This is a genomic window from Streptomyces sp. NPDC088261 (genome assembly GCF_044740805.1).
GTDB lineage: Bacteria > Actinomycetota > Actinomycetes > Streptomycetales > Streptomycetaceae > Streptomyces.
In genome coordinates this window covers 533,068-555,861 of the sequence record NZ_JBIURL010000003.1, presented here as the reverse complement: position 1 = coordinate 555,861, position 22,794 = coordinate 533,068, and the positions used below count along the sequence as shown (strand labels likewise).

Genomic DNA, 22,794 nt, shown 5'->3' with positions numbered 1-22,794 from the left:
CCGCGCCGGTGATGGGTGCGGGTTACCGATGTCCTCAAACGCCGGACGGGCTTGAGGGGTGGCCGGCGGGCTGGGGGTGCGTCCAGGGGCTTGGGTTGCCCCCGGGTGCGGGGCACCCCTGTTCCGCCCACGCCCGACGGGCCGTCGGTTGCTTGTGCGCGGGCCTGGAAGGGGGACGGGCAGGGGTCGTGTCCGGAACGTAAAGCGTGTTTTGTGTCGCATGGCTACCGTTGAACAGGACGAGGGCGCGCACGCGACGTAAAACATGCAGTGCAGGACACGACCCCTGACCGGCCCCCGGCAACCGACCCGCGCCAGAAAACGCGGCCCGCAGCGGGCACCACCAAGCCCGTCCGGCGCTTGAGGACAAGCAGTAACCGCACCCGGCACCGGGCGCGCGGGCAAAATCAAGCCCGTCCGGCGATTGAGGACATCAGTAAGCCGCGCCCGCGCACCGGGGCGCACACGCCCGTCCAGCGCCGAGGACACGCAAGACGCCGCGCCCCCCACCACACCGCAGACGCCCGTCCAGCGAGGGCGGACAACAGTCGGCCGCCAGGCCGACTACGTCGGCAAAAGCTCCCGCGCTCGCTTCACGTCGTCCCCGATCGCCACCAGCAACCCCTCGATCGAGTCGAACGTCCGCTGGCCCCGCACGTACGAGAAGAAGTCCACCGTGACATGGAGCCCGTACAGATCCAGGCCCACGCGATCGATCGCATACGCCTCGACCGTCCGCTCCGTCCCCTCGAACTGCGGATTCGTGCCCACCGAGATCGCCGCCGGCATCCGCTCCCCCGCCGCCGTCAGCCACCCCGCGTACACCCCGTCCGCCGGAATCGCCGTGTGGGGCAGCGTCTCCACGTTCGCCGTCGGGTAGCCCAGTTCGCGCCCCCGTTGCGCGCCCCGTACGACGATGCCCTCGACGCGGTGCGGGCGGCCCAGGATCTCCGCCGCGCCCGCCACGTCGCCCTCGGTGACCAGCCGGCGCGTCAGGGTGGAGGAGAACGGCTCGCCGCCGCCCGCCGCGCCGGTGACGTACAGGTCGACGACCTCGACCTCGTAGTCGTACGTCGCCCCCAGCTCGGAGAGCACCGCGACATTCCCCGCCGCCCGGTGCCCGAAGCGGAAGTTGGGGCCCTCGATCACCGCGCGCGCGTGCAACTTGTCGACCAGGACCTTCACGATGAAGTCCGCCGGGGAGAGCTTCGAGAACGCGACGGTGAAGGGCAGGATCAGCAGCGCGTCCACGCCCAGCTCCGCCATCAGCTCCGCGCGCCGGTGGTGCGGCGCGAGCAGCGGCGGGTGGCTGCCGGGGCGTACGACCTCGCTGGGGTGCGGGTCAAAGGTCACGACGACCGACGGCACCCCCAGCTCACGCGCCCGCTCCACGGCCCGGCCGATGATCAGCTGGTGTCCCCGGTGCACCCCGTCGTAGGAACCGATGGTGACGACGCTGCGCCCCCAGTCCTGGGGGATGTCCTCCAAGCCGCGCCAGCGCTGCACTGTGACCGCTCCTCGCCCGAAACTGTGTACGTGATTGCCGGATTACGCAGCTCTAAGACTGCCATGCCCGGGGCCCGCCCCCCGCATCGGCACCGGGCTCCGAAGGGCCCGCCCGGCCCCCTCCCGGCGAGAACGCGCCCCCCGATGCATCCGGCGCGCACCCCACGCGCCCCGCCGAAGGGGTGACGCGGGGGCCGGAGATGGATAGACCCCTTCCGGGAGGGGGATCGTGGGGCGGCCGGGCGTGCTCGGGCGCCCCACGGTATGGCCGGCGGGACGAAGGGGAACGCCCGCGCCCGGCCGCCCCGGGCTCAGGCGAAGACCGCCAGGCTCTTCGCCTTGCCCTGCTGGTCCTCCACCAGCGCCAGGAGACGGCCCTCGGGGCCGAACACCGCGACCGGTCCCTTCCCGTGCTCCGGTATGTCGAGCCGTACCCCGTTGAGCAGCAGCTTCGCGCGCCGCTCGTCCACATCCCAGCGCGGGAACGCCGCCGCGGCGGCATCGGCGACGGGCATGACGGTCAGCTCCTCCTGGAGCTGGTCGAGCGTCCTCGCCGCGTCCAGCGCGTAGGGACCCACCCGGGTCCTGCGCAGCGCGGTGAGGTGGCCGCCGACCCCGAGGCCCGCCCCGAGGTCACGGGCGAGGGCGCGGATGTACGTCCCCGAGGAGCAGACGACGGAGACGACGAGGTCGACCACGGGCGTACCGTCCCCGGCGACGGCCTCGCGCACGTCGTACACCCGGAACGAGGAGACGGTCACCGGGCGGGCCGGGATCTCGAACTCCTCGCCGCCGCGCACGCGCGCGTACGACCGTTTGCCGTTGATCTTGATGGCGCTGACCTTGGACGGCACCTGCATCAGGGGTCCGGTGAGGGCCGCGACCCCCGCGTCGATGCCCTCACGGGTGACCGCCGACGCGTCGGTGGACGAGATGATCTCGCCCTCCGCGTCGTCGGTGACGGTGTCCTGGCCCAGCCGGATCGTGCCGAGGTACTCCTTCTCGGTCAGCGCGAGGTGTCCGAGGAGCTTCGTGGCCCGTTCCACGCCGAGGACGAGGACGCCGGTCGCCATGGGGTCGAGCGTGCCGGCGTGGCCGACGCGGCGGGTCCTGGCGATCCCGCGCATCTTGGCGACGACGTCGTGCGAAGTGAAACCCGACGGCTTGTCCACGATGACAAGTCCGTCGGGTGTGGGGGTGTGGTCAGTCATTCCTTGGTGGAGCCGTCCTCGTCGGTGGGGGTGGCGGCGGCCTCGGAGTCGGCCTCGTCGTCGTCCTCCGGCTTGCGGTACGGGTCCGCGCCGGCCGCGTACGTCTTGCCGGTCGACACCTCCCGTACCTCCGCGTCCTTCGCCCGCGCCTTGTTGAGGAGGTCCTCTATGGTGCGGGCGTTGTCCGGGAGGGCGTCCGGGACGAAGGCCAGCGTCGGGGTGAAGCGGACCCCGGTCTGCCGGCCCACCTCGGAGCGCAGCACGCCCTTGGCGCTCTCCAGGGCCGCCGCGGACGCGGCGCGCTCCTCGTCGTCGCCGTAGACCGTGTAGAAGACCGTGGCCTCCCGCAGGTCGCCGGTGACGCGGGCGTCCGTGATGGTCACGAAGCCGAGTCGGGGGTCCTTGATTCGCCGGTCCAGGGTCTCCGCGACCACGACCTGGATGCGATCGGCCAGCTTGCGGGCCCGCGCGTTGTCGGTCACCGGTCCGTCACTCTTCCTATCGGTTTCTCTGGTGTACACGTCAGTCTTCGTCGCCGTACAGCCGCCGTCGTACCGACAGCAGCTCCACCTCCGGGTGCCCGGCGACCATGCGTTCGCACCGGTCGAGGACGTCCCTGAGATGGGTCCAGTCCCCCGACACCACCGCCAGGCCGATCTCGGTCCTGCGGTGGACGTCCTGGTCACCGGTCTCCGCCGCGCTCACCGCGAACTTCCGCTGGAGCTCCGCGACGATCGGCCGGACGACGGAGCGCTTCTCCTTCAACGACCGTACGTCGCCGAGGAGCAGGTCGAAGGAGAGAGTCCCCACGTACATGCGTATCCGGATGTCCCGCCGGTGCGGGTTCAGACGCCTGCCAACGCTTGGCAGGGACGTTCAGAACCGTAACGCAGCGGCCGGGGCCGGTCGACGGAAATACCTCCCGCCGACCGGCCCCGGCTGCCAGCCGCGCGTCAGCCTCGCGGCTTCTCGCGCATCTCGTACGTCGCGATGACGTCGTCGATCTTGATGTCGTTGAAGTTCCCGAGGTTGATACCGCCCTCGAAGCCTTCGCGGATCTCGGTGACGTCGTCCTTGAAGCGGCGCAGACCCTGGATGTTGAGGTCCTCCGCGATGACCTTGCCGTCGCGGACGAGCCGGGCCTTGGTGTTGCGCTTGACCTCGCCGGACCGGATGAGAACACCCGCGATGTTGCCGAGCTTGGACGAGCGGAAGACCTCGCGGATCTCCGCCGTACCCAGCTCGACCTCTTCGAACTCCGGCTTGAGCATGCCCTTGAGGGCCGCTTCGATCTCTTCGATCGCCTGGTAGATGACCGAGTAGTACCGGACGTCCACCCCTTCGCGCTCGGCCATCTGCGCGGCACGCCCCGCGGCGCGCACGTTGAAGCCGATCACGATGGCGTCGGAGCCCATCGCCAGGTCGATGTCCGACTCGGTGACCGCACCCACACCGCGGTGCAGGACCCGGATGTCGACCTCGTCGCCGACGTCGAGCTGGAGCAGCGAGGACTCGAGAGCCTCCACCGAACCGGACGCGTCGCCCTTGATGATGAGGTTGAGTTCCTGCACCAGGCCGGCCTTGAGGGCCTCGTCCAGGTTCTCCAGGGAGAACCGGATGCCCCTGCGGGCGAAGGCCGCGTTCCGCTCACGGGCGGCACGCTTCTCGGCGATCTGCCGGGCGGTGCGGTCGTCGTCGACCACCAGGAAGTTGTCACCGGCACCGGGGACGTTGGTGAGTCCCAGGACGAGGACGGGGGTCGACGGGGTCGCCACGTCCACGTTGTCGCCGTTGTCGTCGAGCATGGCCCGGACACGTCCGTACGCGTCACCGGCGACCATCGTGTCACCGACGCGGAGCGTTCCGCGCTGGACGAGCACGGTGGCGACGGCGCCGCGGCCGCGGTCGAGGTGGGCCTCGATCGCGATGCCCTGCGCGTCCTGCTCCGGGTTGGCCCGCAGGTCGAGCGAGGCGTCGGCCGTGAGGATCACGGCCTCCAGCAGGCTGTCGATGTTCAGACCCTGCTTGGCGGAGATGTCGACGAACATGGTGTCGCCGCCGTACTCCTCGGCCACCAGCCCGAATTCGGTGAGCTGTCCGCGCACCTTGGTCGGGTCGGCGCCCTCGACGTCGATCTTGTTGACCGCGACCACGATCGGCACGTCGGCCGCCTTGGCGTGGTTCAGCGCCTCGATCGTCTGGGGCATCACACCGTCGTTGGCCGCGACCACGAGGATCGCGATGTCGGTGGACTTCGCACCACGGGCACGCATGGCGGTGAACGCCTCGTGACCGGGGGTGTCGATGAAGGTGATCCTGCGCTCTTCACCGTTGACCTCGGTGGCGACCTGGTACGCGCCGATGTGCTGCGTGATCCCGCCGGCCTCGCCCGCGACGACGTTCGTCTTGCGGATCGCGTCCAGCAGCCGGGTCTTACCGTGGTCGACGTGACCCATGACGGTGACGACCGGCGGACGGGACACGAGGAACTCCTCGCCGCCCTCGTCCTCGCCGAACTCGATGTCGAAGGACTCGAGAAGCTCGCGGTCCTCCTCCTCCGGGCTGACGATCTCCAGTACGTAGTTCATCTCGGTGGCGAGAAGCTGGAGGGTCTCGTCGGAGACGGACTGCGTGGCGGTGACCATCTCGCCGAGGTTCATCATCACGGCGACGAGCGACGCCGGGTTGGCGTTGATCTTCTCCGCGAAGTCGGTGAGCGACGCACCGCGCGACAGCCGGACACTCTGGCCGTTGCCACGGGGCAGCATCACACCGCCGACGGACGGGGCCTGCATGGCCTCGTACTCCTGGCGCCTCTGCCGCTTCGACTTGCGGCCGCGGCGGGCGGGCCCGCCGGGACGGCCGAACGCGCCCTGTGTGCCACCACGGCCACCGGGGCCGCCGGGACGGCCGCCGAAGCCGGGACGGCCTCCGCCGCCACCGCCGAAGCCACCGCCGCCACCGGGACGACCCGGGGCACCGCCGCCGCCACCGGGACGACCGGCGAAGCCGCCGCCACCGCCGCCGGGACCGGCCGGACGGCCCGCGAAGCCGCCGCCACCGGGACGACCGCCGCCACCGCCGGCACCGGCCGGACGGCCGGGACCACCGGGACCGCGGCCACCGCCGCCGGGACCACCACCGGGACGAGGACCGGCAGCGGGACGCTGCGGCATCATGCCCGGGTTGGGACGGTTGCCACCGGGGCCGCCGCCGGGCGCGCCACCGGGGCGTGCCGACTGCTGCGGCCGGGGCATGCCGCCGGGGGACGGACGACCGGACTGGCCGGATCCGCCCTGCGGACGGGGGCCGCCCTGGCCGGCACCCTGCGGACGCGGGGCGCCGCCGGGGGCTCCGGCACCGCCGGGGCGCGGGGCGCCGCCGGGACGGGGCGTCTGCGGACGCGCCATGCCGGTGGAGCCACCTGAGGTGAAGGGGTTGTTGCCCGGACGCGGGCCCGCGGGGCGGGCACCGGGACGCGGGGCCTGGCCGGGACGGGCGCCCGTGGGGCGGCCACCCTGGCGCTGCTCGCCCTGGCGGTCCGCCGGACGCTCGTTCTGGCGCTGCTCACCCTGGCGCTGCTCGCCCTGACCGCCCTGGGGGCGGGTGGCGGGACGGGGGCCGGGGGTCGCACCGGGACGCTGCTGTGCCGCGGCCGGGGCCGACGGGGGCGCGGTGAACTCCGGGGCGGCCGGCGCGGGCTTGGCGGCCGCGGCGGGCCTCGGCGCGGCCGGGGCGGGCGCCGCGGGGGCCGGCGGACGGGGTCCGGGGGCCGGTGCGGCGGACGCGGGGGGCGTGCTCTTGGGAGCCTCGGCGGCGACCGGCTTGGGAGCCGGGACACCGGGCTTGGGGGCGGCGGGACGCGCCGCCTGGGCCGGCGAGGGTGCGCCGGGCTTCGCGGGGGTCGCCTTGCGCGGCGCTCCCGGCTTCGCGGGGGCCTTGCCGGCGTTGCCGCCGGGGCCCTGCAATGCGTCGGTCAGTTTACGTACAACCGGCGCCTCGATCGTCGAGGACGCCGAACGGACGAATTCACCGAGTTCTTGGAGCTTGGCCATGACGACCTTGCTCTCAACCCCGAACTCCTTGGCGAGTTCGTATACCCGGACCTTAGCCACTTCGCTCCTTTTAGGTCCGGGTTACCGCCGGACCGTCGCTACTTCATGGGCGTACTCATCGCGTACTCATCGAGTGCTCATCGCAATCTCGACCTACTTCCAACTCGCGAGGTACCTGAACCGCACGGGGTTCCGTGCCGTACGTCTTCGTGCGGTGCTTCCTGCGGTGCACCGTTCCTACCGGGCCGCCGTCGCCGTGAGGGCTTCGACGGTCCTGCGCAGCTCCGCGCTGTCGAGCGGTCCCTGGACCTTGAAGGCCCGGGGGAACGCCCTACGGCGGACTGCCAGGTCCAGACAGACCAAGGCGGGGTGCACATACGCACCCCGGCCGGGCAGCGTACCGCGTTGATCGGGAACACATTGTTCTCCGCTCAGCACGATGCGCAGCAGATCGTTCTTGGCCACTCGCTCCCGGCACCCCACGCACGTTCGCTCAGGGCAGGCTCGGTCGCTCGTCCGGCCAGACACGTTCAAGTCTACCTCCCCGCACCGACCTCACCCCTCCGGGCCAGGATTCGAACGCCCGCCGACGGGCGACTCTGACCGAAAAGATCTCCCAGGACCGGGCCGTCCGTCCGCCGGTCACGGCCGGCGGACGGACCCGACTTCTCCGGGCCTCGGCCCCGGTCCTTCTCTAGCCCCGGCCCCGCTCGCCGCCGCGGTCCGCGGTACGGCCCCGCTCCCGGTCCCGGTCGGGTCCGCCGTCGCGCTCGCGGTCCCAGTCTCCGCCGCGGTCGCGGCCCCGGTCGGTCTCGGCGTCGCTCTCGCTCGGCTCCTCCGTGTCCGGCCGGATGTCGATGCGCCAGCCGGTGAGACGGGCGGCCAGGCGGGCGTTCTGCCCCTCCTTGCCGATCGCCAGGGACAGCTGGTAGTCCGGTACGGTCACCCGCGCGGAGCGGGCGCCGAGGTCGACGACCTCGACCTTGCTGACCCGGGCGGGCGACAGGGCGTTGGCCACCATCTCCGCCGGGTCGTCCGACCAGTCCACGATGTCGATCTTCTCACCGAGCAGTTCGGCCATGACGTTGCGGACCCGGGCGCCCATCGGGCCGATGCAGGCGCCCTTGGCATTGAGACCGGATCGTGTCGACCGGACGGCGATCTTCGTACGGTGGCCGGCCTCGCGCGCGATCGCCTCGATGACGACGGAGCCGTCGGCGATCTCGGGGACCTCCAGCGCGAAGAGCTTGCGCACGAGGTTGGGGTGCGTACGGGACAGCGTCACCGACGGCCCCCGTACCCCCTTGACCACCCGGACGACGTACGTGCGCAGCCGCAGGCCGTGGGTGTACTGCTCGCCCGGGACCTGCTCCTGTACGGGGAGGATGGCTTCCATCTTGTCGTCCAGCCGGACCAGGACGTTCTTGGGGTCCTTGCCCTGCTGGACCATGCCGGCGACGACATCGCCCTCGCGGCGCGCGTACTCGCCGAAGGTGACGTCGTTCTCGGCGTCCCGCAGCCGCTGCTGGATGACCTGGCGGGCCGTGGTGGCGGCGATCCGGCCGAAGTCCGACGGGGTGTCGTCGAACTCCCTGGCCTCCTGCCCCTCCTCCAGGTCCGCCGGGTCCTCCTTGGCCCACACCGTGACGTGGCCGTTGTCCCGGCTCAGCACGACCCGGGCCTGGCGGCGGCTGCCGTCGGTGCGGTGGTAGGCGATGAGGAGGGCCGACTCGATCGCCTCGACCAGCAGGTCGAAGGCGATCTCCTTCTCCTGTGCCAAGCCCTTCAGGAGCTTCACATCGATGTCCACGGCTACGCCTCCTCTTCCTTCTTGTCCTTGCGGTTGAACTCGAGCTCCACGCGCGCCTTGGCGATCCGCGCGAACTCGGCGCGCCGGGCGGTGGGTCTGCGCCCCTTCACACCCGGCACTTCGAGGTCGAGTCCTTCGTCGTCCACGGTGAGGATGCGCGCGACGAACTCGTCGCCCTCGTCCAGCTGGAACCGGGCGAGCCTGCCGACGGCGCGCACGTAGTGGCGGCGCTCGGTCAGCGGTCGCTCGGCACCCGGGGAGGTCACTTCGAGCTGGTACTCGCCCTCGCCCATGGCGTCGGTCTCGTCGAGCTCGTCGGAGATGTCACGGCTCAGCTCGGCGCACGCGTCGAGGTCCACGCCCTCGTCGGAGTCGACCACGACCCTCAGCACACGACGCCGGCCGGCCCGGGCCACCTCGACCTCTTCCAGATCGAGGTCCTTCGCGCTGACGAGCGGCTCCAGCAGTACGCGCAGCCTCTCGCTCTCGGTGGTGCTCATCCGGGTGACTCCTCGGCCGCGTGTGCTGTTGTGGGATCGTCGTGTGTCAGATCAAAGGGTATCCGGTCCCGGGGGGTGTTGCCGTCCACCGGAGGGTGACCCGCGGGTACGCTCGCCTGCGGTGATCATCGCGAGCCCGAGGAGAGACGCGTGGGGCGCACGGGGACAACACGCAGGCATGCCCTCATCGCCGGAGGAGCCGGGCTGCTGACGGCCTGCTCCTCGGAGGGTCCCGGTCCCGCGGCGGTGAAGAAGGCGGACGACACCCGGCGCCTGCGGGCCGCGCGGGACAGCCGGGCGCTGCTGGCCGAGTACGACGCGGTCCTCGACCGGCACCCGGACCTGGCGGGCGCGCTGACGCCGCTGCGTACGGCGGTGGCGGCGCACGTGAAGGCGCTGGCCCCGGCGTCCCCCGCCTCCCCTTCCCCGTCCCCCTCTTCCCCGTCCCCCTCGGTGTCCGCGACGCCGGCGGGGGCTCTCGCCCTCGCGGACGATCCCGCCGACGCGCTGAGGACGCTGGCCGCGGCGGAGCGCCGTACCGCCGACGCGCACTCCGCCGCCCTGCTGGACGCGCCCCCCGAACTCGCCCGTCTCCTCGCCTCGCTGGCCGCGGCCGGCGCCGCGCACGTCTACCTGCTGACGAAAGGTTCCGTCTCGTGAGCACCGGCACGCTGGACGCCACCCAGGCGGCGCTGGCGGCGGAGCACGCCGCCGTGTACGGGTACGGGATCGTCGGCGCCCGGGTCGGCGAGGACCGCCGCTCCGAGGCCACCGCCGCGTACGCCGCGCACCGGGCCCGCCGGGACGCGCTCGCCAGGACCGTGCGTGACCTGGGCGGTGAGCCGGCCGTGGCGGCGGCCGCGTACGCTCTGCCGTTCGCGGTCCCCGACCGGGCCGCGGCCGTCCGGCTCGCCGCCGAGCTGGAGGACCGGGTCGCGGACGTCTACTCCGACCTGGTGCGGGCCTCGGAGGGCCCCACGCGGCGGGAGGCCGCGGGCGCGCTCCGGGAGGCGGCGGTACGGGCGGTCCGCTGGCGCGGCAGCGGCGTGACCTTTCCCGGGCTCGCCGAGCGACGCTGAGCTGACGAAGGGGACGTATGGCTTTCGCTTCTGAACCGCCGGAACGGCTGGCCCGCACGCTGGGCGAGACGTACGGCGACCGGGCCGCCGCCTGGCTGGCCGGGCTGCCCGCGCGGGCGGCCGAGGCCGTGGCGCACCACGGGGTGACCGTGGAGCGGGTGGTGGAGCCGGGCGGGCGCAGCGGTCTGGTGCTGCTGGTACGGCGTTCCGACGGCGCCCCCGCCACGCTGAAGATCGTCCCGCCCTTCGCCGCGCCCTCCCTGGAACAGGCGGCGCTGGCGCACTGGAAGGGCTGGGGGGCGGCGGAGCTGCTGGACACCACCCCCGATTCCCTGCTGCTGGAGCGGCTGCACCCGGAGATGTCCCTGCGCTCGCTGCCGGAGGCGAAGTCGCTGCTGGAGGCGGCGGACACGGTACGGAAACTGTGGGTCGCGCCGCCGCCGGAGCACGGCTTCGAGTCGGTGGCGGACCGGACGGCGCGCCAGGCGTCGGCGATGCGGTCGGCCGCGGCGGCGGACGCGGGGCTGGCGCCGCTGGTCGCGTCGGCGCTCGCCGCCCGCGACGAGCTGTGCGCGGCGGCGCCCGAGGCGCTGCTGCTGCACGGGGCGTTCCGGCAGGGCAAGGTGCTGGCCGGTGACCGGTCGCCGTGGCTGGCGGTGGGCCCGGAGCCGGTGGTCGGGGAGCGCGCGTACGACGTGGCGCGGTTGGCGCGGGACCGGGTGGAGGACCTGGTGGCGGCGGCCCCCGGCGCGTCGTCGACGCGGCGCCGGGTCCGCCGGCTGGCGGAGTCCCTGGACATGGACCAGGAGCGGTTGCGGGGGTGGGCGCTGTTCCGGGCGGTGGAGTCGGGGACGAGGTCGCTGACGCGGGGGCGTCGCCAGGAGGCGGAGGTCTTGCTGGAGTACGCGAGCTGGCTGTAGCGATGCCCTCGACCGCGCCGCGCGAACGCCGTCCTCAATCGCCGGACGGGCTGGGATTGCCTGCCGCCCAGTGCCACGACCCGGCCCACGCTGCCCCGCCCGCGCCGCGCGCGCTTGTCCTCAATCGCCGGACGGGCTTGATCCACCCCGCCCCGCCCAGGCCGCCGCGTCCCGCACGCGCTGCGCGCGTTTGTCCTCAAACGCCGGACGGGCTTGATACACGCCCAGCCGCGGTGCGCCCCGGGGGCCCCGGCCCCACTCGCGCCGCCGTGTCCCCGTACGCGCTGCGCGCGCTTGTCCTCAATCGCCGGACGGGCTTGATCCACCCCGCCCCGCCCAGGCCGCCCTGTCCCGCACGCGCTGCGCGCGTATGTCCTCAAACGCCGGACGGGCTTGAGTGGCGCTGAGCGCCGATCTTCCCTGCGGGCGCGCATTGCCCGGCGAGATCGAAGTTTCCATCCGGGCAGCACCGGCAGGGCTGAGCCCGGGGGCACCTCAAGCCCCGCCGGCGATTGAGGCGCGGGGGCCCGGGGGCGGAGCCCCCGAAGCAGGTACGCCAGCCGATTCCCGAAGCAGCACTCGACACCGCCCGCGAGGCTCATGCCCGGAGGGCGTATCAAGCCCCGCCGGCGATTGAGGCGCGGGGGTCCGGGGGCAGCGCCCCCGAAGCAGGGACGTCGGCCGACAACCGAAGCGGTGGTCGGCAGCGCCGGCGGGGTGCATGCCCGGAGGGCATGTCCAGCCCCGCCGGCGATTGAGGCGCCGGGGGTCGGGGGCAGCGCCCCCGGAGTCGGTGCGGTAGGCGGCGTGGTGTCGGAGGGGGCCGGGGTGGAGGCCCGAGTCCGGCTCGGGGCCCCGGGGCCAACGTCCCGGCGCGCGCTACGCGCGCAGGCGCGCCACCGCGTCCGCCACCGGCAGCTCCTCCTTCTCCCCCGTGCGGCGGTCCTTCAGTTCCACCACGCCCTCCGCCGCCCGGCGCCCCGCCACCACGATGTGCGGTACGCCGATCAGCTCCGCGTCCGTGAACTTCACGCCGGGCGAGACCCCGGCCCGCTCGTCCACCAGCACCCGCAGCCCCGCCGCCGCCAGCTGCTCCGCCACGTCCAGCGCCAGTTCCGTCTGGAGCGCCTTGCCCGCCGCGACCACGTGCACGTCCGCCGGCGCGATCTCCCGCGGCCAGCACAGGCCCTTGTCGTCGGCGGACTGCTCCGCCAGCGCCGCGACCGCGCGCGAGACGCCGATGCCGTACGAGCCCATCGTCACGCGCACGGGCTTGCCCTGCTGGCCGAGGACGTCGAGCTGGAAGGTGTCCGCGTACTTGCGGCCGAGCTGGAAGATGTGACCGATCTCGATCGCGCGGTCGAGCTTGAGGCCCGTACCGCACGTGGGGCACGGGTCGCCCTCCTCGACCACGACGACGTCCAGGTACTCGTCCACCTCGAAGTCCCGCCCGGCCACGACGTTGCGCGCGTGCGTGTCGGGCTTGTTCGCGCCCGTCACCCACGCCGTGCCCGCCGCGATCCGGGGGTCGGCGATGTAGCGGATCTTGAGGCCCTGCGGGCCGACGTAACCCCGTACCAGGTCCGGCCGCTCCTCGAAGTCCTCGGCCGTCACCACCTCCACGACCGCCGGCGCGAGGTGCTCGCCGAGCTTGCCGAGGTCGACCTCGCGGTCGCCGGGCACGCCCACCGCCGTGACCTCGCCGTCGATCTTGACGAGCAGGTTCTTCAGCGTCGCGGAGGCGGGCACGCCGAGGTGCGCGGCCAGCGTCTCGATGGTCGGGGTGTCGGGGGTGTCCAGCTCCTCCAGCGGCCCGTGCTCGACGATCTCGGCGGGCGGGGTGAAGGCGAAGGTGACGGCTTCCGTGTTGGCCGCGTAGTCGCAGTTCGGGCAGTCCACGAACGTGTCCTCGCCCGCCGCCGCCGGCGCCAGGAACTCCTCCGACGCGGAGCCGCCCATCGCACCGGACACCGCCGAGACGATCCGGAAGTCGAGGCCGATGCGGGCGAAGATCTTCTGGTACGCGGCGCGGTGCAGCGCGTACGACTCGGCGAGGCCCTCGTCCGTGGTGTCGAAGGAGTACGAGTCCTTCATCTGGAACTCGCGCCCGCGCAGCACGCCCGAGCGGGGCCTGGCCTCGTCGCGGTACTTGGTCTGGATCTGGTAGAGCATCACCGGCAGGTCCTTGTAGGACGAGCACTGGTCCTTGACCAGCTGGGTGAAGATCTCCTCGTGCGTCGGGCCGAGCAGGTAGTCCCCGCCCTTGCGGTCCTTGAGGCGGAACAGCAGGTCGCCGTACTCGTCCCAGCGCCCGCTCGCCTCGTACGGCTCCTTCGGCAGCAGCGCGGGCAGCAGCACCTCCTGGGCGCCGATCGCGTCCATCTCCTCGCGGACGACGCGCGCGATGTTGTCGAGCACCTTCTTGCCCAGCGGCAGCCAGCTCCAGATGCCGGCGGAGGTGCGGCGTACGTAACCGGCGCGGACGAGCAGCTTGTGGCTGAGGGTCTCGGCGTCCGCCGGGTCGTCGCGCAATGTCTTGGCCATCAATCGGGACATGCGCTGGACCTGGGACATGGGGAGCACTCCTGCGTTCTCTCGGCTGATGCGTGGAGGTTAGCCGGGCGGCACCGGCGGGCGGAAATCAGTTAGAGCGGGCTCTCCCGCCGGGACGCTCCCTACGGGCGCCGCAGCGGCAGGTGCGCGCCCATCACCGCATACGGCTTCGGGGCGCTCGGGAACAGCACCCGACGCGCGAGATCCTCGTACCCCAGCATGCGGTACAGCCGCCGGGCCGGGCTCTCGACGTCGATCGCGGACAGGATCGACCGGGGCTGGGCCGCGCCGTCGGTGAGGGTGGTGATCAGGGCGCGGCCGATGCCCCGGGCCTGGAAGCCGGGGTGGACGTGGAGTTCGGTGATCACGAACGTGTCGTCCAGCCAGCTGTCGGTGCCCGCCGAGCGGAGGTACGGCTCGACCACCGAGGACCACCAGTGCGCGCGGTCGTTCGGCAGCCCGTACACAAACCCGACGAGGCGCCCCTCCGGCGTGGTCGCGCCGAGCGCGCGGCAGCCGGGGTACATCAGGTGCCGCAGCACGATGTGGCGGCGTACCTCGATCTCGTCGTCGCTGAGCCCGAAGGCGAGCGCCTGCACAGCGAGTGCCTCGTCGACGCGGGCGGCGAGGTCGACCGGGCCCACCTGTACGTCGGGGGTCCGGGGGTTGTCCCCGGGGATGCTCAGCATGGGCCGAACCCTACTGACCGCGGGGCACGCTCAGAACAGCACGCTCATGAACGCGCCGACCTCGCGGAACCCGACGCGCCGGTAGGCGGCCCTGGCGGGGGTGTTGTAGTCGTTGACGTACAGGCTCACCACGGGCGCGACGTCGGCGAGCGCGTACCGTACGACGGCGGCCATGCCGGTCTCGGACAGTCCCCGGCCCCGGTGGGCGGGGTCGACCCAGACGCCCTGGATCTGGCAGGCGCGCGGGGTGGCGGCGCCGATCTCGGCCTTGAAGACCACCCTGCCGTCCTCGATCCGGGCGAACGACCGTCCCGCGCCCACGAGTTCGGCGACGCGCGCCTGGTAGAGCAGCCCGCCGTCGCCGGCCAGCGGCGAGACGCCGACCTCCTCGGTGAACATGGCGACACACGCCGGCATGATCACGTCCAGCTCGTCCTTGCGGATGCGGCGGACGAGCGGGTCGGGCGGCACGGTCGCGGGGAGGTGTTCGGTGACCATCAGCGGCTGGTTGGCGCGGACCTCGCGGGCGGGGCCCCAGTTGGGTTCGAGCAGGCGCCAGAGCTGGGTGGTGGGCTCGACGGGCCCGACGATGGAGGAGCAGCGGCGGCCGGTCCTGCGGGCACGGTCGGCGAAGCCGCGTACGGCCTCGGGGGTGGCGCAGATGGGGACGAGGTTGGCGCCCGAGTAGCAGAGGGAGCGCAGGCGCCCGTCCGCGTACCAGCCCCACATCTCGCCGCCGAGGCGCCAGGGGTCGAGCCCGGCGACCTGCACGCGGGAGGTCACGAAGGCGTTCGTGACGGGATCGCTCTCCAGGATGGCGAGCGCCGCGCCGAGTTCGCTGGGTTCGAGGACCCGGGTGGTGGTGTGCGTCAACACGAGGGCCTCACCGAACGGTCTGCTGATCTCCGCACTGTACCTGGCGGCCGGGCGGAGCGCCGCCCCCCGGACAGCGGATCCCGCGGCCCCGATGGTGGGGGGACGCGGGATCCGGTGGGAGTCCTGAGGGGGTTCGGTCGGAGTCTTGTGCCTGAGAGGGTCCGGTCGGAGTCCGGTGAGGAGAGGGTGCCGTCCGGTCAGCCGGAGACGGAGACCTCGGGCTCGCCCGAGGGGATGCCGTCGCGCTCCATCTGCTCGGCGATCTTCATCGCCTCTTCGATGAGCGTCTCCACGATCTTCGACTCGGGGACGGTCTTGATGATCTCGCCCTTGACGAAGATCTGGCCCTTGCCGTTGCCGGAGGCGACACCGAGGTCGGCCTCGCGCGCCTCGCCCGGTCCGTTGACGACACAGCCCATGACGGCGACGCGCAGCGGCACCTCCATGCCGTCGAGGCCCGCCGTCACCTCGTCCGCGAGCTTGTAGACGTCGACCTGGGCGCGGCCGCAGGACGGGCAGGAGACGATCTCCAGGCGGCGCTGCTTGAGGTTGAGCGACTCCAGGATCTGGATGCCGACCTTGACCTCCTCCGCCGGCGGGGCCGACAGAGAGACGCGGATGGTGTCGCCGATGCCCTCGCTGAGCAGCGCGCCGAACGCGACGGCGGACTTGATCGTGCCCTGGAACGCCGGTCCGGCCTCGGTGACGCCGAGGTGCAGCGGGTAGTCGCACTGGGCGGCGAGCTGGCGGTACGCGTTGACCATCACGACCGGGTCGTTGTGCTTGACCGAGATCTTGATGTCCTGGAAGCCGTGCTCCTCGAACAGCGAGGCTTCCCACAGCGCCGACTCGACCAGGGCCTCGGGGGTGGCCTTGCCGTACTTCTTGAGGAGGCGCGCGTCCAGGGAGCCGGCGTTCACGCCGATCCGGATGGGCGTCCGGGTCTCCCGGGCCGCCTTCGCGATCTCCTTGACCTTGTCGTCGAACTGCTTGATGTTGCCCGGGTTCACCCGTACCGCCGCGCAGCCCGCGTCGATCGCCGCGAAGACGTACTTCGGCTGGAAGTGGATGTCGGCGATCACCGGGATCTGTGACTTGCGGGCGATGGTCGCCAGCGCGTCCGCGTCGTCCTGCGTCGGGCACGCCACCCGGACGATCTGGCAGCCGGAGGCGGTGAGCTCCGCGATCTGCTGGAGCGTCGCGCCGATGTCCGACGTACGCGTGGTCGTCATCGACTGCACCGACACCGGCGCGTCCCCGCCGACCGCGACCGATCCGACCTGGATCTTGCGGCTGACCCTTCGTTCGGCGAGCTTCGTCGGAACGGCGGGCATTCCGAGAGAAATTGCAGTCATCTGGTGTGCAACCCCAAGGTGTGGTTCAGATGCGGATCGGACTGGGTGGTCGGACCGGCTGGTCGGACTGACCGGCCGGGCCGCCCGGCCGGGCGGGACCGGCGGGCTCCGGAACCCCGAGATTACGCCACGGCGCCACGCCGGGGCACATCGCCGCGAAAAGTCCACCCAAAGGCCAACGGCCGGACACGAAAGGTGTCCGGCCGTGGCGAAGCGGGAGAATCAGCTGATCTTGACGGGGTTGACCACGTCGGCGATCAGGACGAGCACGGTGAAGCAGATGAAGATGCCGGCCACGACATAGGCCACGGGCATCAGTTTCGCCACGTCGAACGGGCCGGGGTCGGGCCGCCTGAAGAGCCGGGCGAGGTTGCGCCTGGCCGCTTCCCACAGCGCGCCCGCGATGTGCCCGCCGTCGAGCGGCAGCAGCGGCAGCATGTTGAAGAGGAACAGCGAGAGGTTGAAGCTCGCGACCACGAAGAGCAGGGTCGCGATCAGGTTCGGCGTCGGCTGGTCGAGGTTCATCACCTCGCCGCTGATGCGGGCCGCGCCGACCACGCCGACCGGGGAGTCGGCCTTGCGCTCACCGCCGTCGAAGGCCGCGTTCCACAGATCGGGGATCTTGGACGGGAGGGCGACGATCGAGTCGACGCCGTCCTCCAGCATCGTCCCCATCCGGTCGACGGAGTCGGTGAAGGAGAGCGGGACGATCTCCGTGGCGGAGAGGAAGCCGAGGTAGCCCGCCGTGACGTAGTCGCCCTCTATGGCCTGGCCGTCGGAGTCCTTCGCGAGGACCTGGTTGGAGACGAGGGTGGCGTGCAGGACCTTCTCCGTACCGTCGCGGTCGACGGTGACGGTGGCGGGCCCGGTGGTCTTGCGGATCAGGTCGGAGAGCGCCGACCAGTCCTTGACGGGCTGCCCGTTGAAGGCCACGATCCGGTCGTCCGTACGGAGGCCCGCGGCGTACCCGGGCGACACGGGGTCGCCCTTGGCGCACGACTCGCGGTTCTCGCTCTGTTCGATGACGCACTTCGGGACCCCGGCGACCTTGGTGGTCTGGGTCGCGAAGCCGAAGCTCATGGACACGCCGAGGAAGATCGCGACGGCGAGGATCAGGTTCATGAACGGGCCCGCGAACATCACGATGACGCGTTTCCAGGGCTTGCGCGTGTAGAAGAGGCGCGTCTCGTCGCCCGGCTCCAGCTCCTCGAAGGCCGCGGAGCGCGCGTCCTCTATCATCCCCCGCCACGGCGAGGTCGACCTGGCCTCGATACGGCCCTGGGCGTCGGGCGGGAACATGCCGATCATCCGGATGTAGCCGCCGAGCGGGATGGCCTTGAGCCCGTACTCGGTGTCGCCCTTCTTGCGCGACCACACCGTCGGCCCGAAGCCGACCATGTACTGGGGCACGCGGATGCCGAAGAGCTTGGCCGTGGAGAGGTGGCCCAGTTCGTGCCAGGCGATCGAGATCAGCAGTCCCACGGCGAAGACGGCGATGCCGAGAATCGTCAACAGGATCGTCATGCGCGAGCCTCCGCTGTCGCCTTTACCGCGAGTTCCCGGGCCCGGGCACGGGCCCAGGTCTCCGCTTCAAGGACGTCCGGCACGGTGAGCGAGGTTCCCGTGGGGGGATTCCCGTGCTCCGCGACGACCTCGGTGACCGTGTCCATGATGCCGTTGAACGGGAGCCGGCCCCCCAGGAAAGCGTCCACGCACTCCTCGTTCGCGGCGTTGAACACCGCGGGAGCCGTGCCCCCGAGCGTACCGACGTGCCGGGCCAGTCCCACCGAGGGGAAGGCCTCGGTGTCGAGCGGGAAGAACTCCCACGCCGACGCCTTCGTCCAGTCGAAGGCGGGGGCCGCGTCCGGGACACGCCGGGGCCAGCCCAGTCCGACGGCGATCGGTCCGCCCATGTCGGGCGGGGTGGCCTGGGCGAGGGTGGAGCCGTCGGTGAACTCCACCATCGAGTGGACGTACGACTGCGGGTGGACGACGACCTCGATCCGTTCGAACGGGATGTCGTACAGCAGATGTGCCTCGATGACCTCGAGACCCTTGTTGACGAGGGTCGCCGAGTTGATCGTGATCACCGGGCCCATGGCCCAGGTGGGGTGGGCGAGCGCGTCCTGGGGGGTGACGTCCGCCAGTTCCGCTCTCGTACGGCCCCGGAAGGGCCCGCCGGAGGCCGTCACGACCAGTTTGCGGACGTCGGCGCGGGTGCCGGCGGCCAGGGCCTGGAAGAGTGCGGCGTGTTCGGAGTCGACGGGGATGATCTGGCCGGGTCTCGCCACGGCCTTGACCAGGGGGCCGCCGACGATCAGCGATTCCTTGTTGGCGAGGGCGAGGGTGCGGCCGGCTTCGAGGGCGGCCAGGGTGGGGGCGAGGCCGATGGAGCCGGTGATGCCGTTGAGCACGGTGTGGCAGTCGGACGCGGCGAGTTCGGTGGCCGCGTCCGGCCCCGCGAGGATCTCGGGGAGGGGCTCGCCCGGGCCGTACTCCGCCCGCAGGGCCTCTCTGAGCGCGGGCACGGTGTCCTCGCGCGCGACGGCGACCGTACGCACTCCGAGCCGCCGCGCCTGTCCGGCGAGCAGCGCCACCCGGCCGCCCGCGGCGGACAGCGCGGTGACGCGGAAGCGGTCGGGGTTGCGCAGGACCAGGTCGATGGCCTGGGTGCCGACGGAGCCGGTCGAGCCGAGGACGACGATGTCCCGGCGGCCTTCTGCCGTGTCGAAGGCGATGTGCGGGTCCGCGAGAGGGGCTGGGCTGTCGCTCATGGGCCCCATTCTTGCCCCATCGGCGCCGTGTCAGGACAGCGCGCCCCTCCACACGACCGAATCATGACCCGCGGAGGCCGGGCGGTGCCGTCGGAGGGCGGTCGGGGCGGTGCCTCCGTACGCCCGGTCAGGAGGCGTCGAACTTGGCCCACTGGGCGCGGATCACGTCGACGGGCACCGCACCGGCGTCCTTCGTGCCGACGTCCTTCGTGCCGGTGACCTCGGCGCGGAAGGAGAGGGTGGTGGAGCCGGATCGTACGACGGTCAGGTATTCGTACAGCTTTTTCTTGGTCTTCTTGTCCCGGATGTCGCTGATCGTGAAGCGGTACGCGACGGAGTCGTCCCCCAGGGACGGCGCCTCGACCGTTTCGACGGCGAGGTAGGTCGCCCGCACGGGGGAGAGCCGATCCTCGGTGAACCCGCCCGCGCAGGTACGGCCCGCGGTGGTGAGGGCCTTCATGACGCGGGCCGCGCCCTGTCCCGCGTACGAGCGCAGCCGGAGGTCCACGGTGACGCCGAGCGTCTCGCGGGGGTCCTCGGCCCGGCGGCCGACCTCGGCGGCGGGGCGGAACCCGCTGACGCCCGGGGCGAGGCTGACGAGGGGCTGGCAGACGGCGGGGGCGGCGGTGTAGTCCGTGTCGAGCGGACCGCCGAGGGGGTACGTGGACACGGTGTAGGCGCCGGCCCGTTCGCCGTCGGAGAGGGCGGCGGTGGTCAGTTGGCGTTCGGTACGGGGCGGCGGGCCCGCCGGGGAGGCGGCGGGGGACGGCTTGTTGTCGGCCGTACCGCCGCCGGTGCATCCGGCGACACCGGCCAGCACGCTCACGGCGAGCAGGGCCGCCGCCAGGCGGTCGCGCCCGCCGCGTTTCTCCGTCCCGGTCATTCTGTTCCCCCCGCTGTGTTGATCACGGCTCTGTTGATCACGACGACCGAGGCTCGATTGTGCGGCACGGGGGCGGCCGGCTCACAACCCGGCGTCAGGAGCCTCGCGGGGCAGCACCGTGTAGCGGTGCTCCAGGACCACGCGGTAGCCCGACGCGTCGTACAGGCCCATCGCGACGGTGTTCCCGCCGAACACGTTGAACATCAGCACCGAGTCGCCCGCCCCGAGCGTCTCGCTCTCGGCGACCGCCATGGACGCGTGGCCGAACCCCTTGCCCCGGTGGCTCTCGTCGATCTCCAGCGAGAAGCCGAAGGTCACTCCCGGGAGGTGGTGGTGCTTGAGCCAGAGAGTGCCGACCGGGGCGCCCGCCGCCTCCAGGACGACGATGTGGTGGTCGGGGGTGGCCGGTCCGGCGGGCAGGAGGTCCGCGAAGTCGCGGTCCGACTTGGCCCGCGCCTCGGCGGGGGTGAGGGACCCGGAGCGGACGATGTCGGCGACATACTCGTCCTTGCCCGCCACGAGCCAGGGGCCGTACTCGTCCGGGGTCATCGGGCGGGCGGTGAGGGCGGGCCGGGCGTCGCGGGCCCGTGCGGCCTCGCGGGCAGGCGTGACGTCCCGGCCCGGACCGGCGAGGTGGCGCAGGCGGGTCTGGCCCCGGACGGAGTAGTGCGCGAACAGCGGGTCCGCCTCGGTCAGTTGTACGGTCAGCCGGGTCGCCCCCGCCGCCGCGCACCGCTCCTCGGCCCACGTACGGGCGGCCTCGCCGTGTCCCCGCCCGCGGTGCGCGGGGTCGATCCAGAGGTCCACGATCCGGCCGGTGAGGGAGGAGCCCGGCTCGTCCTCGTCGAGGGACACGGCGACCCAGCCCACCGCCCCGCCGCTGTCCGAGGTCAGTTCGGCGACCGTCCGCCGGGCCGCGCCCGCCCGTACCTCCTCGATACGGCGGTCCGCCGCGGCGGCCGGATGCCCGGCGGAGCCGTACGCCGCGCGCAGCCTCCGCTCGAAGCCCTCCTGCCAGCGGGAAGGGTCGTCCACCAGGCCGAAGTCCGTCATCGCGTCACCCTGTTCATCGCCGTGCCCTCATGTCCGCAGCCGTGTCCGGTCGCCCTGTCCGCCGCCGTACTCCGGCCGGAAGTCCGCGGAGACGATACGCGGTCGGCGGGCGCGCTCCCAAGGGTTTTCGGGGCCGGGGGCGGGGGCCGCCCGGGGTGGGGGGAACGGCCGCCCGGGGCGGGGCAGTTGTGTCATGTCCATTGACATGACCACCCGCCGGATCGATTCTGAGAGCGCTCTCAACCCCTCGACCCCCACAGTGCAGGAGGCAGAGCGTGCTCTCCCTGAAGAAGGTGCTGGCGCCCCTGGCGGCCGCGGTGATCCTCGCCGCGGGCTTCACCGCCGCGGCACCGGCGGAACCCGCCGAGGCAGCCGTCCCGACGACGATCCCCCTCACCCTCACCAACAACTCCGGGCGCACCGACCCGGTGTACGTCTACAACCTCGGCACCCTGCTCACCACGGGCCAGCAGGGCTGGGCCGACGAGAACGGCACGTTCCACGCCTGGCCCGCCGGCGGGAACCCGCCGACCCCCGCGCCCGACGCGTCGATCGCCGGGCCCGCGAACGGGCAGTCGAAGACGATCCGGCTGCCGAAGTTCTCCGGCCGCGTGTACTTCTCGTACGGTCAGAAACTCGTCTTCAAGCTGACCACCGGCGGCCTCGTGCAGCCCGCGGTGCAGAACCCGGCCGACCCGAACCGGAACATCCTCTTCAACTGGACCGAGTACACGCTCAACGACGCCGGGATCTGGATCAACAGCACGCAGGTCGACATGTTCTCGGCGCCGTACGCGGTCGGCGTCAAGATCCCCAACGGCACCACCAAGACCACCGGGCACCTCAAGCCGGGCGGCTACAACGGCTTCTACAGCGCGCTGCGCGCCCAGTCCGGCTGGGGCGGCCTGATCCAGACCCGGTCCGACGGAACGGTCCTGCGCGCGCTCTCGCCCGGCCACGGCGTGGGGTCCGGCGCGCTGTCCGCCACGGTCATGAACGACTACGTCAACCGGGTCTGGACGAAGTACGCGTCCTCGACGCTGACGGTGACCCCGTTCGCGGACCAGCCGAACACCAAGTACTTCGGGCGGGTCTCCGGCAACGTCATGAACTTCACCAACAGCGCGGGGGCCGTGGTCACGTCCTTCCAGAAACCGGACTCGGACAGCGTCTTCGGCTGCTACAAGCTGCTGGACGCGCCCAACGACCTGGTCCGGGGGCCGATCTCGCGCACCCTGTGCGCCGGGTACAACCGCTCCACGCTGCTGACCAACCCGAACCAGCCGGACACGAGCGCGGCGAACTTCTACAAGGACGGCGTCACCAACCACTACGCCCGGCTGCTCCACGACCGGATGGCCGACGGCAAGGCGTACGCGTTCGCGTTCGACGACGTCGGCGCGCACGAGTCGCTGGTGAACGACGGCAACCCGCAGCAGGCGTACATCACGCTGGACCCGTTCAACTAGCCCCCCGTTTCTGGCCGCACGACAGGGCCGCGTCCACCGTCACGGACGCGGCCCTGTGATG

Annotated in this window: 20 protein-coding genes; 4 read left to right on the top strand and 16 right to left on the bottom strand. The window is 72.1% G+C overall.

The features are described from left to right. Positions 1-564: 564 nt before the first annotated feature. From ACIODU_RS09635 to rimP, 8 genes are all read right to left on the bottom strand, one after another. Entirely contained in the window at positions 565-1,506 is a 942-nt protein-coding gene (locus ACIODU_RS09635) for a bifunctional riboflavin kinase/FAD synthetase (RefSeq protein ID WP_356430090.1), read from the bottom strand. A 311-nt stretch (positions 1,507-1,817) separates the two neighbouring features. Beyond that, on the bottom strand, positions 1,818-2,717 hold the full coding sequence (truB, locus tag ACIODU_RS09630) for a tRNA pseudouridine(55) synthase TruB (RefSeq protein WP_356430093.1): 900 nt from the start codon (positions 2,715-2,717) through the stop codon (positions 1,818-1,820). Next, positions 2,714-3,199 carry a 30S ribosome-binding factor RbfA gene (gene rbfA / locus ACIODU_RS09625; protein ID WP_401765788.1) on the bottom strand — a complete coding sequence of 162 codons (486 nt, stop codon included), beginning with the start codon at positions 3,197-3,199 and terminating at the stop codon, positions 2,714-2,716. The genes truB and rbfA overlap by 4 nt, the downstream gene beginning before the upstream one ends. 40 nt (positions 3,200-3,239) lie before the next feature. Further along, the gene (locus tag ACIODU_RS09620) at positions 3,240-3,533 is read right to left on the bottom strand and encodes a DUF503 domain-containing protein (RefSeq protein WP_161311733.1); all 294 of its coding nucleotides are present in this window, start codon (positions 3,531-3,533) and stop codon (positions 3,240-3,242) included. 137 nt (positions 3,534-3,670) lie between these two features. Beyond that, positions 3,671-6,832, bottom strand: coding sequence for a translation initiation factor IF-2 (gene infB / locus ACIODU_RS09615; protein ID WP_401765784.1), 3,162 nt, complete (start codon positions 6,830-6,832; stop codon positions 3,671-3,673). Between the two features lie 177 nt (positions 6,833-7,009). Next, entirely contained in the window at positions 7,010-7,300 is a 291-nt protein-coding gene (locus ACIODU_RS09610; RefSeq protein ID WP_356430141.1) for a YlxR family protein, read from the bottom strand. A gap of 166 nt (positions 7,301-7,466) precedes the next feature. After that, complete coding sequence (nusA, locus tag ACIODU_RS09605; RefSeq protein WP_356430102.1) at positions 7,467-8,582, bottom strand: transcription termination factor NusA; 1,116 nt, start codon at positions 8,580-8,582, stop codon at positions 7,467-7,469. A 2-nt stretch (positions 8,583-8,584) separates the two neighbouring features. Next, a complete protein-coding gene (gene rimP, locus ACIODU_RS09600) occupies positions 8,585-9,082 on the bottom strand; it encodes a ribosome maturation factor RimP (RefSeq protein WP_161307571.1) in 498 nt (165 codons plus the stop codon). Positions 9,083-9,232: 150 nt separating this feature from the next. Here rimP and ACIODU_RS09595 point away from each other — a divergent pair, with 150 nt between their 5' ends. The 3 genes from ACIODU_RS09595 to ACIODU_RS09585 are packed head-to-tail and all read left to right on the top strand — an operon-like array spanning position 9,233 to position 11,081. Further along, complete coding sequence (locus ACIODU_RS09595; protein WP_401765780.1) at positions 9,233-9,742, top strand: hypothetical protein; 510 nt, start codon at positions 9,233-9,235, stop codon at positions 9,740-9,742. Further along, positions 9,739-10,161: a ferritin-like domain-containing protein gene (locus tag ACIODU_RS09590; RefSeq protein ID WP_356430108.1), complete on the top strand. Its 423-nt coding sequence runs from the start codon at positions 9,739-9,741 to the stop codon at positions 10,159-10,161. Before ACIODU_RS09595 ends, ACIODU_RS09590 begins: the two co-directional genes overlap by 4 nt. Positions 10,162-10,178: 17 nt before the next feature. Further along, complete coding sequence (locus ACIODU_RS09585) at positions 10,179-11,081, top strand: aminoglycoside phosphotransferase family protein (RefSeq protein ID WP_401765777.1); 903 nt, start codon at positions 10,179-10,181, stop codon at positions 11,079-11,081. 879 nt (positions 11,082-11,960) lie between these two features. Here the strand turns inward: ACIODU_RS09585 and ACIODU_RS09580 are convergent. The 8 genes from ACIODU_RS09580 to ACIODU_RS09545 all read right to left on the bottom strand — a co-directional run bounded on the left by ACIODU_RS09580 (position 11,961) and on the right by ACIODU_RS09545 (position 21,264). Further along, positions 11,961-13,655, bottom strand: a complete 1,695-nt coding sequence (locus ACIODU_RS09580; RefSeq protein WP_401765773.1) for a proline--tRNA ligase — start codon at positions 13,653-13,655, stop codon at positions 11,961-11,963. 101 nt (positions 13,656-13,756) lie between these two features. Then, the gene (locus ACIODU_RS09575; RefSeq protein WP_401765770.1) at positions 13,757-14,323 is read right to left on the bottom strand and encodes a GNAT family N-acetyltransferase; all 567 of its coding nucleotides are present in this window, start codon (positions 14,321-14,323) and stop codon (positions 13,757-13,759) included. A 30-nt stretch (positions 14,324-14,353) separates the two neighbouring features. Beyond that, on the bottom strand, positions 14,354-15,199 hold the full coding sequence (locus ACIODU_RS09570; protein ID WP_356430119.1) for a GNAT family N-acetyltransferase: 846 nt from the start codon (positions 15,197-15,199) through the stop codon (positions 14,354-14,356). A 197-nt stretch (positions 15,200-15,396) separates the two neighbouring features. After that, the gene (gene ispG, locus ACIODU_RS09565; protein ID WP_161309630.1) at positions 15,397-16,554 is read right to left on the bottom strand and encodes a flavodoxin-dependent (E)-4-hydroxy-3-methylbut-2-enyl-diphosphate synthase; all 1,158 of its coding nucleotides are present in this window, start codon (positions 16,552-16,554) and stop codon (positions 15,397-15,399) included. A gap of 222 nt (positions 16,555-16,776) precedes the next feature. Next, entirely contained in the window at positions 16,777-18,078 is a 1,302-nt protein-coding gene (locus ACIODU_RS09560) for a site-2 protease family protein (RefSeq protein ID WP_356430122.1), read from the bottom strand. Continuing rightward, on the bottom strand, positions 18,075-19,328 hold the full coding sequence (gene dxr / locus ACIODU_RS09555; RefSeq protein WP_401765765.1) for a 1-deoxy-D-xylulose-5-phosphate reductoisomerase: 1,254 nt from the start codon (positions 19,326-19,328) through the stop codon (positions 18,075-18,077). The genes ACIODU_RS09560 and dxr overlap by 4 nt, the downstream gene beginning before the upstream one ends. Positions 19,329-19,455: 127 nt before the next feature. Continuing rightward, positions 19,456-20,211, bottom strand: a complete 756-nt coding sequence (locus tag ACIODU_RS09550) for a hypothetical protein (protein WP_401765763.1) — start codon at positions 20,209-20,211, stop codon at positions 19,456-19,458. An 81-nt stretch (positions 20,212-20,292) separates the two neighbouring features. Continuing rightward, positions 20,293-21,264: a GNAT family N-acetyltransferase gene (locus tag ACIODU_RS09545; protein ID WP_401765760.1), complete on the bottom strand. Its 972-nt coding sequence runs from the start codon at positions 21,262-21,264 to the stop codon at positions 20,293-20,295. Positions 21,265-21,539: 275 nt separating this feature from the next. Here ACIODU_RS09545 and ACIODU_RS09540 point away from each other — a divergent pair, with 275 nt between their 5' ends. Next, positions 21,540-22,733 carry a glycoside hydrolase family 64 protein gene (locus ACIODU_RS09540; RefSeq protein ID WP_401765757.1) on the top strand — a complete coding sequence of 398 codons (1,194 nt, stop codon included), beginning with the start codon at positions 21,540-21,542 and terminating at the stop codon, positions 22,731-22,733. The last annotated feature ends 61 nt before the right edge of the window (positions 22,734-22,794 follow it).

Coding starts and splice junctions, on each gene's coding strand:
- rimP (WP_161307571.1), bottom strand. CDS start 9,082: ATGAGCACCACCGAGAGCGAGAGGCTGCGCGTACTGCTGGAGCCGCTC.
- ispG (WP_161309630.1), bottom strand. CDS start 16,554: ATGACTGCAATTTCTCTCGGAATGCCCGCCGTTCCGACGAAGCTCGCC.
- ACIODU_RS09620 (WP_161311733.1), bottom strand. CDS start 3,533: ATGTACGTGGGGACTCTCTCCTTCGACCTGCTCCTCGGCGACGTACGG.
- ACIODU_RS09580 (WP_401765773.1), bottom strand. CDS start 13,655: ATGTCCCAGGTCCAGCGCATGTCCCGATTGATGGCCAAGACATTGCGC.
- ACIODU_RS09550 (WP_401765763.1), bottom strand. CDS start 20,211: ATGACCGGGACGGAGAAACGCGGCGGGCGCGACCGCCTGGCGGCGGCC.
- ACIODU_RS09585 (WP_401765777.1), top strand. CDS start 10,179: ATGGCTTTCGCTTCTGAACCGCCGGAACGGCTGGCCCGCACGCTGGGC.
- ACIODU_RS09545 (WP_401765760.1), bottom strand. CDS start 21,264: ATGACGGACTTCGGCCTGGTGGACGACCCTTCCCGCTGGCAGGAGGGC.
- ACIODU_RS09560 (WP_356430122.1), bottom strand. CDS start 18,078: ATGACGATCCTGTTGACGATTCTCGGCATCGCCGTCTTCGCCGTGGGA.
- ACIODU_RS09575 (WP_401765770.1), bottom strand. CDS start 14,323: ATGCTGAGCATCCCCGGGGACAACCCCCGGACCCCCGACGTACAGGTG.
- dxr (WP_401765765.1), bottom strand. CDS start 19,328: ATGAGCGACAGCCCAGCCCCTCTCGCGGACCCGCACATCGCCTTCGAC.
- truB (WP_356430093.1), bottom strand. CDS start 2,717: ATGACTGACCACACCCCCACACCCGACGGACTTGTCATCGTGGACAAG.